This window comes from Priestia sp. P1_B12_1, assembly GCF_056406695.1.
Map to the genome: position 1 here is coordinate 122332 of NZ_JBFTZR010000007.1, position 12486 is coordinate 134817.

Here is a 12486-nt window from a genome sequence, read left to right on the forward strand (position 1 = left end):
CTCAACGTGAACTCCTACTGCTTTTTTGTTGTGTGTAAAGGGAAGGCAACGAGATATTCAATAGTTACCCGCAATATTTTTTTGATAAACTTTCTAACTGTAAAACTGAATAWAAAAAAMACGACTAGGTTTCCCTAGTCATTTTCCGCGTCTCTATACGTTGTCTTGTGAGCTTTGATGAACTTATTACCGTTTATTAAACCGCCAATTAATAAAATAGCGGCGGTTAAATAAAACCAGACCATTAAAATAATAATACTTCCAAGCTGACCATAGATTTGCGAGTAGCTTCCAAACTGGACATAGTATCCGAATCCGGTAGATACAACTTGCCATCCTAGCGTGGAGAAAACAGCCCCTGGAAGTACATCTTTCCACGTTACTCTTGCGCTTGGCATCAGTTTGTAAAAAAGAATGAAGAAGCCTAATAAAAATAATGTCCCAATTCCCCATCTAATTGTCGTCCAGCTTTGAAACCATATATCAGGAACATGGACTTTTGTTAGGACCAAATGTCGAATGACCTCTTCAATAATTGGTACAAACAATGAAATAGCTACCACAACCATAAAACCAAAAGTTAAAATCAAATCATTGATTAAACCGCGCAAAAACGTTTGTTTTCTTTGAATATGATACGCGTCATTTAACGAGCGAACCAAAGATTGTATAGCCATAGATGCGAGCCAAAAAGTCGCTAATAAACTAAAAGATAAAACTTTTTTCCCGCTATTGTTAACTGTTTCAATTGACCGTTCAATTACGTCGTAGGCGCTTTTAGGCGTAAATGGTTCAATAAATATCAGCAAATTGTTTGTATCAATTGGAAAGAAACTCAGCAGAGAAAAAAGAAAGATAATAAACGGTACAAAAGATAACAAAAAATAGTAGGCTGTTTGAGCAGCCTGATCAAAGAAACGCTCCGTAAAAAAACGAGCGGCAACGGTCTTAGATGTTTGAATCATAACAGCGTTCTCCTTTACTTTCGCTTCACCCTGTAGTGAAATTCATATTCATTTTTTATGTTCAACATGTATTGGATAAGTTTCGGCTTATAAAGCTTTCCTTTTCCATTATCCGCGGTTAACAAAGAATTTAACCTGTAAAATTATACAGCCGGTTCATAAAGAAGATATTATTATAATTACATCTGCCATTACCACCATATCAATAGATCTTCTTTTTCTTTCATAAAACCGTAAATTCTCTGAGACTGCTTTCCCTTTTTTCTTACATCTTAAACTTTTTTACGCAATGTTAAAAAAGTAAAACATAAGAGCGCCGATCAGCATCAGCATAATCATTGAAACAAAAATAACCAAAGCGTGAGAAGATTGATACGTTTGGCTGTTAATTTTTTTGCGGGTTGAAAAATAATGATAGGTTGAGAAGAGAAGCAAACCTGCACTTGCAGCTAAAGAAAAGATAATAACAGCAATAATAAGAGTATCGGCTGCTTCACTTAATTTTTTTCCGGAATTGAAATGTAGGCCGCCTGCAACAAAGCCAATGCCGAGTGTGGCAATAGACGTTCGAATCCACGCTAAATACGTTCGTTCATTTGCTAAATGCTGCTGAATATAAATGGATTCATTTTCTTTTTTAGTCATTTACATACCACCGTCCCTTTATATGTCTTCTATTATAAATAAATGCTCAAACGAAAATAAATTGAGGACGCTTCACGCCACATTATACCCGAAAAGAACGAATCATTACCATCTTCAAGCGGTCAAAAGAGCTTCTTCATAAACTAAAAAAAGCCAACGGGATAACCCCAGCTGGCTTTTTTGATTTATGAAACATTTTCCTTATCTTGATTATGCTGATATTCTTCGTCCCAATAATCAGCGTTTTGAATTCCTAATTTCCTTGGAGAAAAGGTAGGGTCTATCCCTAGTTTTCTCTGCTGGCGATAATCTTTTAAAGTTATTAAAGCAGGCTTAGCTAAAATCAAAATTGCAATTAAATTGAGCCAAACCATTATTCCAACTCCAATATCTGCTAACGCCCATGCAGTTTCAGCCGTTCGGATAGATCCGTATAAAGTAGTGGCTAAAAGAGCTGCCTTAAGGAACATGGATACTATTTTATTTTGTTTGCCTTTCAATATGTAAGCTAAGTTCGTTTCCGCAATATAATATTGTGACATAATCGTAGTAAAGGCAAAAAACACGAGAGAAACAGCTACAAACCCTGATCCGAATCCAGGAAGCACCGTCTCAACTGCTTGCTGCGTATATTGAGGCCCGGCTTCAACTCCTTTTAAATGATCCACAATGAACGAACCATCTGGCCCTTGGGTGCTGTAAGAACCTGTAATTAAAATCATAAAGGCTGTAGCAGAGCATACAAGCAGCGTATCAATATAAACTGAAAAAGCTTGTACCAGACCTTGCTTGGCAGGATGTGAGACTTCCGCTGCTCCCGCGGGGTGAGCTCCGGTACCTTGACCCGCTTCATTTGAATATACACCTCGCTTGACTCCCCACGCTATAGCCATGCCAATAATTCCACCGAACGTAGAATCAAGTGCAAACGCACTTTTAAAGATTAAAGCAATAACTCCTGGTAAAGCTTGAATGTTCAATCCGATAATCACTAACGAAACAAGAACATATCCAATGGCCATAAACGGAACAACATATTGTGCCACGGCAGCAATACGCTTAACGCCTCCAAAGATAATTAATCCTAAAATAACAACAAGTACAATCCCAGACGTTAAAGGCGGTATTGAAAATGCATTATTTAACCCTGCTGTAATTGAATTTGCTTGCACTCCTGGTCCAAGTACACTCATAGCTAGCAGTGCGGCAAAAGCGAAAATCAGTGCGTACCACTTCTTTCCCATGCCTTTTTCAATATAATAAGCAGGCCCACCTCGGTATTCTCCTTTATCTTTTACTTTATAAATTTGAGCAAGTGTTGATTCAATAAATGCACTAGCTGAACCTATAAAAGCAATAAACCACATCCAAAAAATTGCTCCTGGACCACCGAATGCAATGGCTGTTGCAACTCCCGCAATATTTCCAACTCCCACGCGCCCTGATAAAGCAAGTGTTAACGCTTGAAAAGACGAAACGCCCGATTCAGAACTTTTTCCATTAAACAATAAAGTAACCATATCTTTCAAATATCGAACTTGTACAAATCTAGTGAGAATAGTAAATAAAAGTCCCACTCCTATACATAGATAAAGCATCGGCGTACTCCAAATCATTTCACTTATTGTACTAATCATCTGCTCCAATATACACTCCTCCTTAAAACACTCTCCACATTATGAATAATGAGAACATAGTTTTAATATAGAGTTAAAAACCAGAAAATTCATTCTTTTCGTCAGGTTGTTTTACACATTATTTGATAAATAGACAAAATTTGTGGGTATAACGTATATTTTGGACAGATTATCTGACGCAGTTTTTAGTGAAGTATAAGTTCTTTACATAATTCCATTGTCACAGCATAAAGTAATGAGTGAACCAAGGGTCACTTTATGTTCTAAGCCAAGCGTAAACACAGGACATCTTTCTGTTTTCATTTCACGGTAATATTTCACTAAGTGAATCATTTTATTTTTAAATATTTCTGATATATGGTATAATTTAAACCGATAAAAAGATGCTGCATGTATGCTAAAAGAGCAGGCCATATGGTTTCGCTCTTTTGTTGTTTTTACGCTATGCGGCACAACGAAAGAAGGAAATAGAATGGAATTATGGAAACGAAACTTGTACATTTGCTGGTTCGGTTCTTTTTGCACCACAGCCGGGATGAGTTTAGTTATTCCGTTTTTACCGCTTTATATTGAAAAGCTGGGAGTTCACGATACGAGTTCCATCAGCAGATGGGCTGGTATTGCGTTTGGAGCTACCTTTTTAATGGCGGCTATTGTTTCTCCTTTATGGGGGAGTTTAGCCGATAAATACGGGCGAAAGCTTATGCTCCTTCGCGCAAGCTTGGGTATGGCAATTGTTATGACTTCTATTGGTTTTGTGCAAAATGTCTATCAGCTTGTCGGACTGCGCTTTTTAATGGGCGCTGTTTCCGGCTTCATCTCTGCAGCCATTACGTTAGTAGCGACTCAAACACCTAAAGAGCATAGTGGTAAAGCATTAGGTACGTTATCTACAGGGGCTGTATCAGGATCTTTATTAGGACCGCTAGTAGGGGGCTATTTAGGAGATACAATTGGATTGCGTCACGTCTTTTTCGTGACGGGTGCATTTATGTTTTTGTCTTTTTTAATTGTAAATTTAATTCAAGAAGACAAAAAAGAGACGGCGAAAACGACGAAAGAATCTAACATTGGGTTACTATCTCTAAAAAATTCAAAGGCCGTGATTGGTATATTTGTTACAACTTTTTTACTGCAGCTTGCAGTTATGGCTATTCAGCCAATCGTTACACTGTATGTAAAACAACTGTCTACTCATACCGATCACCTTGCCCTTATTTCAGGTTTTGTCGTGGCGGCAACAGGAATATCAAATATTTTAGCTGCATCAAGACTCGGCAAAGTCAGCGATCGCGTTGGTCCTCAAAATGTACTTCAAATATGCCTGCTCATCGTAGCAGTTATTTGCGGCTTACAGGCCTTTGTGCATAGTACTTGGCAGCTATTCTTACTTCGTTTTTTACTCGGTTTTGCAATGGGAGGATTATTACCTTCTATTAATTCTTATTTAAAGAAAATTGTGCCGGACTCGATTACCGGTAAAATGTTTGGCTATAATCAAACAGCGCAATACTTCGGGAATTTAGCCGGTCCAGTCATTGGCGGACAAATTGCCGGAGCTAAAGGAATTCCTTACGTATTCTTAACAACCAGTGTTCTTCTACTATTGAATGCTGGGTGGGTGTATTATCAGCGCCATCACGGACAACAGCTAGACGGTAAAGCCGCATAAAAAAACCTTCCGTTAAAACGGAAGGTTTTTTTATTACCACAAGGGTTCTTCTTCGCTGCTTACTTCATAAGAAAGTGGCATCATAACAACCGCTGCTATGAAGAAAATAAGCTCCGCGACAACAATGGATGGAAAGGAAAAGTCAAATAGTGAGAGAATAAGCCAAATAATAAGGGGTGCAAATGAGTAGATTGATAATCGCTTTTGGGATTTTGCAGAGATATACTGTTGTTTGTCACAGTGTGGGCATTCTAAAACGTTTCTAAATGTTAACAGTTGTTTAAAGGTTGTCCTCCAGTTCCATTTATGATTACAATTTTGACAGGTGGCCATGGGCATCACGCTCCTAAAAAGATTTATGTACATATAAAGTATACGTACAAGTTGGTAAAGAGTTTCATTTTTATGATTAAAAACGTTTTTACTATTATAACATAAAACAAAATAAAAGGCTTTTTACAAGAAAAAGCCTTTTATTTCAACGTTTATTTAGATACAGCTTCATTCGTTTGAGAAGCTGTTTTTACTTTTATAACCATAATAACAAAAGCTAGCAACCCAAGAATCGCTGCTACGAGAAAAGGAGCTTGAGGCGCTACGGCATTGCCGATAACTCCTGATAATAAAGGAGCAAAAGCTGCACCTAACCATCTTAAGAAATTATATCCTCCAGATGTAATTCCTCGTTCATAAGGAGATACTTCCATTACATGACTCGTAAATAATGCATTATTAAGTCCTGATACAAGACCTGCTGCCATGATTAAGACAATACGCAACCATGTTGCATCAAAGGCAAATAAACAAATTAAAATAAGTGAAAAAACAATTAAGCTAACATGTAACACTTGTTTTGGCTGATATCTTTTCTCTAACTGATGTGCTAAAACCGCTGATCCATAAGCTAAACATAATCCCCATCCAAAGAAAACAAAGCCAATTTGAAGAGCTCCGATCGATAGAATAAGCGGCGTATAAGCTAACACTGTAAAAAACCCGTAGTAATAAAGCATGCCTGATACAGCGCCTTGAGTAAATGGTTTTAATTTATAAAGTTTAACCATGTCTTTAAAACCCGCTGCTTTACGAGGCTTAGTGCTTGTAGGCTGTTTAACAATCGTTAATACTAAAATAAAGGCGATAAAAATTAAAGCACTTGTACCGAAAAACGGCAATCTCCAAGAAGCATTTCCTAACACGCCTCCTACAAGCGGTCCTCCGGCCATTCCCAAACCAATCGCAGCTTCATATAATCCTACTGCTTTTTTCACTTCACCTGATAATGCAATAAGCAGCGTCATAGCTGTTGCAAAGAAAAACGAATTACCAAGTCCCCATCCTGCTCGGAAAATAGAAAGCTGAGGAATATTGTTAGAAAACCCGCATAGTGCTGCAAAAATCGTTACAATGATAAGTCCTGTTACCATCAAACGCTTGTCTCCTACACGTGATGCTAAGATGCCTGCTGGAATCATCATAATAGCCATCATTAACAAATAGGAAGTAAATAACATTTCTACTTGCCAATGAGAAGCTCCAATTTGCTTAGCAATCTCTGGTAAAATCGGATCTACTACCCCGATTCCCATAAATGCTAAAAAAGTAGCTACTACCGTAATAATTTGACCTAATCGGTTATTTGAATGCTGTCCTTCCACTCTTTCATCTCTCCTTTTGTTTTTTCATGTATTTCCATAGCAGATTCTCGCATTTGTTTTAATTCTGTTTTAAATGCCTGCATTTTAACCACTTTAAAATCAATCATCTTGATTTGATTTTCCAGTAAATTTTCTATTTTAGTTATCTCTTTCGCTGATAATCCTTGCTGCTCACTTCTTTCTTCAATCATTCTTTTGAGCGACATAAACTGCTGCAGCTCCTGTAAAGAAAAACCGAGAACTTCTTTTGCTTCTGCTACTTTTTTTAGTTCTCTTACCTCTTCTTCGGAATAAATCCGTGCATTTCCTTTTGTACGCTGCGGAGGCAAAATGAGTCCAATCTCTTCATAATACCGAAGAGCACGCTTGGTCAAACCAGTCATTTTCGTTACGTCATCGATTAGATACATATTTTCCCCTTCACCTCCCTCAAACATTAACGTTAACGTCAACTATCTATTACCATTATAGATTAACGTTAACGTTAATGTCAATAATATYGAGACATTTTATGTAAATTTAAAAATATGTGCACAAAAAAACCTATTGATAAATCAATAGGTTACATCAATATGTCATATAGCTGCTGTGCTGTTTCTCCTGTAACTTTACCATATACTCCTCGTCTTTTAGAAGTAAGTTCCGCACTCTCGGAGGTGAATCGTACATTGTATACGACTCCTTCATAAGTAAGCTGTACATCTGGGTCAAGAGCGACAGTGTAATCAGCTTTTTTCCATTGAATTTGTTTCATAATTGATTCTACAGCTAAAGCATCTTCTGAACTTAACGTTTTATCTCCTGCTTTTATAAGCTTGCCCTCCCTTTTTTTATTAAATTTTAGTTCAGAATGATAAAATGAAAACTCAAGTTGGTTTTTATCATGTGCTATGAAATCTTGGGGTAGTTCTACATAGCGGACAACTTCTCCTTCGTGTACAAACACAAGCATTTGATTAGCAGCAGATATTTTTTTCATTACCTCTTCACTGATCGGTGCGTTTACAAGTTTTTCTACGTCGGCTTTCTTGCTTTTGTTTGTGAATAAATATCCTTTTTCCCATTTAAAATCACTTAACTTCGATACATCCACTGACCTTACACCTTTTTTTTCAAATAATTGCTGAATATTCTTCCCCATTTCTTTGTCGTTGGTGATTTGAGCATTAGAACTGCACCCTGCTAAACAACAAAAAATAAAGCCTATTGCTATAAGAGCCTTCACTTTTGCCTTCCTCCTCCCTACCATTCTTTTAGACAATTCCAACTTTGTACCATTTTAACATATAATTCCTATTTTTTCGTCAAAACAAAGAAAGAATACGCTTACATAATTTCACGCATATAAATGTGATTTATTTACAAGTTTTTTCTGAATATTTTAAGAAAATTTTAATATTTTATTTAGTTCGTTTTTAAACTTTATCTTTAGACTAAAAAATAAGTTAAAAATAAATAACACAGGAGGAAAACAATGACTTGTCTATCTGAAGTTTTAAAGTTTAATAAAAAATTTGTAACAAATAATCAATTTGAGGCTTTTCAAACATCCAAATTTCCTAACAAAAAAATAGTCATCTTAACTTGTATGGATACACGTTTGTTAGAATTACTTCCTAAAGCCATGGGGCTAAAAAATGGAGATGCAAAAATAGTGAAAAATGCCGGAGCTGTTATCTCCCATCCCTTTGGCAGCGTCATGAGAAGTATATTAGTTGCCGTCTACGCTTTGCAAGCTGATGAAGTATGTGTCATCGGTCATCATGAATGTGGAATGACGGGCATGAAAGCTGAAGCTATTTTAGCCTCTGCTGAACAAAGAGGGATCAGCGCGGAACAGATTCGTAATCTAAAATATGCCGGTATTGATTTAGAATCATGGCTGACTGGGTTTGAATGTGTAGAGGATAGTGTCGAAAACAGTGTGGATATGATTCGAAATCACCCTTTATTACCAAAAGATGTGCTTGTTTCTGGAATGGTTATTCATCCCTCAACAGGAAAACTTGACGTCGTTGTAAACGGCTATTCCCAAGACCAAGCTGAAACCGTAAGCTCATGAAGGAGGATTTTATCGAATGCTAAAAGATAACCGATTTCAAGGCTATTCAGCAGGGCATTTACAAAAAGATATTATCGCCGGTTTGGTTGTTGGGGTCGTTGCTATTCCTTTAGCAATGGCCTTTGCCATCGCTTCTGGTGTAAGACCTGAATACGGGATTTATACAACCATTATCGCAGGAATTATGGTTTCCATATTAGGCGGATCTAAATTTCAAATTGCAGGTCCAACAGGTGCATTTGTTCCGGTGCTGCTTGGAGTTGTCATGCAATATGGTTATGAGAACCTCATTATTGCCGGCTTTATGGCTGGAATTATGATTACGCTGCTCGGGATATTTAAGCTAGGTAAATTTATAAAGTTTATTCCGCGCCCTGTGACGATTGGATTTACAGCAGGAATTGCGATTATTATTTTCTCAGGTCAGATCGCTAACTTTTTAGGATTAAAGGGAATTGCAAAACATGAGGAATTTCATTTAAATATGATTGAAATCCTACGAAAAATTGCAACGATTAACATTTACAGCGTCATCATAGCCGCTATTTGTTTAGCTATCGTGATTATAACGCCAAAGTTTTTACCTAAAATTCCCGGTGCTCTTCTAGGTCTTCTTATTTCCACACTTGTAGCCATTACACTGTTCCCAGGAAAAGTTGCAACGATTGGCTCTACTTACGGTGCCATTCCGAGTAAACTACCATCTTTTAGCTTCCCAGATTTAACATGGGATAACATCGTGATGCTATTTCCGGCTGCCTGCGTAATTGCGATGCTTGGAGGTATTGAATCTTTACTATCAGCTGTTGTTGCTGATAATATGGCCAAAACCAAGCATAATAGCAATAAAGAGCTTGTGGGCCAAGGAATTGCTAATATCGCTACCTCGCTATTTGGCGGAATTCCAGCAACTGGTGCCATTGCCAGAACAGCGACCAATATCAAAAACGGCGCAGCTTCTCCGTTATCAGGAGTTATACACGGCTTAGTTGTTTTATTGGTCCTTGTGATGCTGGCTCCTTATGCATCAAACATTCCGCTGGCAAGTATGGCACCTATTTTAATGTTTGTGGCTTGGAATATGAGTGAGCGTAAAGAATTTGCGCATATTTTAAAAACCAAGTCAGCTGATTCATTTGTACTTGTAGCTACGTTTTTATTAACAGTTTCAATCGATTTAACAACAGGTGTAGGCGTGGGTCTACTTTTAGCTATTGTTATGTTCGTGAAACGAATGAGCGGATCACTGAAGATTTCAAAAGTTTTAGCGGAAACATCTGAAAATGCTCACAAATCTGAGTTGATGGAATATACCATGCAAGGATCTCTTTTCTTTGGATCGGCTGAAGTATTAGAAGATTCCTTTGATAACATCGCTGAAGCGAAACCGAAAGTTTTATTGCTTCGAATGAGCCAAGTATCCTTTATTGATACATCTGGAGAAGCTTTACTATCGAAGGTAGTCGAACGTTTGAAAGATTCGCATAGCCAAGTCGTTATTTCTGGCTTACAGCACCAGCCGAAAGAAATGTTAAAGTCAACCGGTCTATATGATAAAATCGGTGAAAAAAATATATTTTCTTCCGAACCTCCCGTGAGTAAGATTAAAGCTCGTCATAGAATCGTTACTACGTAATAAAAAAGAGATCCGAACGATTAATCGTTCGGATCTCTTTTTTTTAAATATTAAACCGGTACCCTGCTCCCCAAACCGTTTCTAGGTACTGAGGGTCTGCTGGGTTTTCTTCTAACTTTTCTCTTAGTTTTCGAATGTGAACTGTTACGGTTGAAATATCTCCTGAAGAATCGAATCCCCATATTTTTTCAAATAGATGTTCTTTACTTAATACTTGATTTGGATGAGAAACGATAAACTTCAGCAAATCGAATTCCTTCGCTGTAAAAAACACTTCTTTGTCATTCACAAATACTCTTCTAGCGAGCGTGTCAATCGCTAAGCCATGAATGCGAATCATACGCTTTTCCTGCTTATCAGAGAGTCTTTCATATCTCGCTAAATGCGCTTTGACCCTTGCGACCAGCTCCCCAGGGCTGAATGGCTTGGTAATATAGTCATCTGCACCTAGCCCGAGACCTCTAATTTTATCAATTTCTTCTTTTTTAGCTGAAACTAAAATGATTGGAATATCTTTTGCAGCTCGAATTTGCTTGCACACTTCAAATCCGCTCACTTTAGGGAGCATAATATCCAAAATAACCAGATCAAAATGTTCATTTAGAGCTTTTTCTAACCCCTTATCCCCGCTATATTGAACGTCTATTTCAAAATCGTTAATTTCTAAATAATCTCTTTGCAATTCAGCAATACTTACTTCATCTTCAATTAACAATATCTTCTTCATGTGTATCACCATTTTCATTCATTTTTTGCAAAGAAAAGAAAATACTTGTTCCTTCGCCAAGCTTACTTAGTGCCCAGATGTCTCCCCCGTGGCGTTCAACAATTTGTTTTGCAATGGCCAGTCCAAGTCCACTTCCTCCAGTATTGCTATTGCGGGACTGTTCTGCTCGATAAAACCGGTCAAAAATATGCGCTAATGCTTCCGGTGAAATCCCAGAGCCGTTGTCTTTCACTTCAATAATGAGTTCACTTTCGGTAGCAGAAAGAACGATATCGATTCTTCTTCTTTCTTTATCCATAAATTTAATGCTGTTGGTTGTTAAATTTATTAAAACTCTCCGCAGCTGCTCAGCATCTGCCTTTGCATACAGTGTCGTTAGAGAATCATTAGAAAATAAAACATCAATATCATGTTCGCTCATTTCAAACTGAAGCTCTTGCACATAACTTTCCATAAATGCTGAAATATTAAGTTTTTTAAACACAAATGGAATTTCGTGCAAATCCAATTTAGAAAATAAAAATAGCTCATCGATTAACGCATTCATGTCTTTTGCTTTTGTTGAAATCGTTAACAAATATTTAGAAAGCTTATCCGGCGTATTAGCTACTCCATCTTGAATTCCTTCTACATATCCTACAATGGAAGTAATAGGAGTTCGTAAATCGTGTGAAATACTTGAAAGCAGCTGCTTTCGATTATCTTCATATTGAATTTGCAGTTCAACAGAAGATTTTAGTTTTTGCCTCATTTCTTCAAAAGCTTGCGTTAATTCGCCTATTTCATCCTTTGAATTAGCAGAGATCTCAAAGTGAAGATCACCTTGTTTTATTTTTTCAGCCGCTTCTTTTAATTCACGAATAGGTTTAATAATGCTTCTTGAAACAAGATAGTTTAAAAATCCAATAATAACAATGACTAAAATTAATAGTAGAAAGATTAAAAAAGGGAAAATTCGATTAATAATACCTACATAAGGGCTGATTTTTCGCAAAACGTAAATGCTTCCTTTTTCTTGATTCGAGAAAGGAAAATCAAGGTTGATATATGTAAAGTACTGCTTGCCTATGCGCAGCATGTCCTGCTGATACGAATGATTTCCTTTACTTTTTTGATTCTTTGGCAAGTATTTACGAAGGTTTTCTCCTTTAATGGATTCTGAAGCATATACAACCTCTGTGTTTTTTTGAATCACAATATCAATATTTTCAAATTCATATTTTTTAACCATATCCGGCCGCAGCAGCTGCTCCGGTTTTTCTTCACTCAATAACTTTAAATCCAAGAATGCATTTTCTTCTTCTGGCGTTAACAATTTGTACTCATAGGAGTGACTGTACAGTTTTCTTACAAAATCGGCGTCTCCAGTAATAGAGAAGAAAATGAGAAAGCCCGATAAAAAAAGCAAAATAATAAAGACAAACACAATACTGATATACGTTAAAACAAAACGCAGTTGAATTGACATTTCTTACCCTATGCCC

Annotated in this window: 12 protein-coding genes; 3 read left to right on the forward strand and 9 right to left on the reverse strand. The window is 37.0% G+C overall.

Going from position 1 to position 12486, the window contains the following annotated elements:
• Window positions 1–134: 134 nt before the first annotated feature.
• The 3 genes from AC1D0Y_RS21640 to AC1D0Y_RS21650 form a co-directional block, all read right to left on the reverse strand.
• Entirely contained in the window at window positions 135–965 is an 831-nt protein-coding gene (locus AC1D0Y_RS21640) for a YihY/virulence factor BrkB family protein (protein ID WP_013057287.1), read from the reverse strand.
• A 282-nt stretch (window positions 966–1247) separates the two neighbouring features.
• Window positions 1248–1610 (reverse strand): YidH family protein, encoded by a 363-nt coding sequence (locus AC1D0Y_RS21645; RefSeq protein ID WP_016764347.1) that lies wholly within the window; start codon window positions 1608–1610, stop codon window positions 1248–1250.
• A gap of 185 nt (window positions 1611–1795) precedes the next feature.
• Window positions 1796–3247, reverse strand: a complete 1452-nt coding sequence (locus tag AC1D0Y_RS21650) for an alanine/glycine:cation symporter family protein (RefSeq protein WP_432766836.1) — start codon at window positions 3245–3247, stop codon at window positions 1796–1798.
• A gap of 472 nt (window positions 3248–3719) precedes the next feature.
• On the opposite strand from AC1D0Y_RS21650, the gene AC1D0Y_RS21655 reads away from it, so the two are divergent.
• Window positions 3720–4919, forward strand: coding sequence for a multidrug efflux MFS transporter (locus tag AC1D0Y_RS21655; RefSeq protein WP_028408323.1), 1200 nt, complete (start codon window positions 3720–3722; stop codon window positions 4917–4919).
• 33 nt (window positions 4920–4952) lie between these two features.
• On the opposite strand, the gene AC1D0Y_RS21660 is transcribed toward AC1D0Y_RS21655, so the two are convergent.
• From AC1D0Y_RS21660 to AC1D0Y_RS21675, 4 genes are all read right to left on the reverse strand, one after another.
• The gene (locus AC1D0Y_RS21660) at window positions 4953–5252 is read right to left on the reverse strand and encodes a TIGR04104 family putative zinc finger protein (RefSeq protein WP_016764349.1); all 300 of its coding nucleotides are present in this window, start codon (window positions 5250–5252) and stop codon (window positions 4953–4955) included.
• A gap of 152 nt (window positions 5253–5404) precedes the next feature.
• On the reverse strand, window positions 5405–6577 hold the full coding sequence (locus AC1D0Y_RS21665; RefSeq protein WP_028408322.1) for an MFS transporter: 1173 nt from the start codon (window positions 6575–6577) through the stop codon (window positions 5405–5407).
• Window positions 6547–6987, reverse strand: a complete 441-nt coding sequence (locus tag AC1D0Y_RS21670) for a MerR family transcriptional regulator (protein WP_098333360.1) — start codon at window positions 6985–6987, stop codon at window positions 6547–6549. The genes AC1D0Y_RS21665 and AC1D0Y_RS21670 overlap by 31 nt, the downstream gene beginning before the upstream one ends.
• A gap of 152 nt (window positions 6988–7139) precedes the next feature.
• Complete coding sequence (locus tag AC1D0Y_RS21675; protein ID WP_253352872.1) at window positions 7140–7802, reverse strand: hypothetical protein; 663 nt, start codon at window positions 7800–7802, stop codon at window positions 7140–7142.
• Between the two features lie 249 nt (window positions 7803–8051).
• Here AC1D0Y_RS21675 and AC1D0Y_RS21680 point away from each other — a divergent pair, with 249 nt between their 5' ends.
• Both AC1D0Y_RS21680 and AC1D0Y_RS21685 read left to right on the forward strand, forming a co-directional pair.
• Entirely contained in the window at window positions 8052–8639 is a 588-nt protein-coding gene (locus tag AC1D0Y_RS21680) for a beta-class carbonic anhydrase (protein WP_253352873.1), read from the forward strand.
• A gap of 16 nt (window positions 8640–8655) precedes the next feature.
• On the forward strand, window positions 8656–10275 hold the full coding sequence (locus AC1D0Y_RS21685; RefSeq protein WP_050691663.1) for a SulP family inorganic anion transporter: 1620 nt from the start codon (window positions 8656–8658) through the stop codon (window positions 10273–10275).
• Window positions 10276–10318: 43 nt separating this feature from the next.
• Here AC1D0Y_RS21685 and AC1D0Y_RS21690 read toward each other — a convergent pair whose 3' ends face one another.
• Together AC1D0Y_RS21690 and AC1D0Y_RS21695 are read right to left on the reverse strand one after the other, a co-directional pair.
• Complete coding sequence (locus AC1D0Y_RS21690; RefSeq protein ID WP_013057296.1) at window positions 10319–11002, reverse strand: response regulator transcription factor; 684 nt, start codon at window positions 11000–11002, stop codon at window positions 10319–10321.
• Window positions 10980–12470: a sensor histidine kinase gene (locus tag AC1D0Y_RS21695; protein ID WP_098331784.1), complete on the reverse strand. Its 1491-nt coding sequence runs from the start codon at window positions 12468–12470 to the stop codon at window positions 10980–10982. The genes AC1D0Y_RS21690 and AC1D0Y_RS21695 overlap by 23 nt, the downstream gene beginning before the upstream one ends.
• Window positions 12471–12486 lie beyond the last annotated feature (16 nt).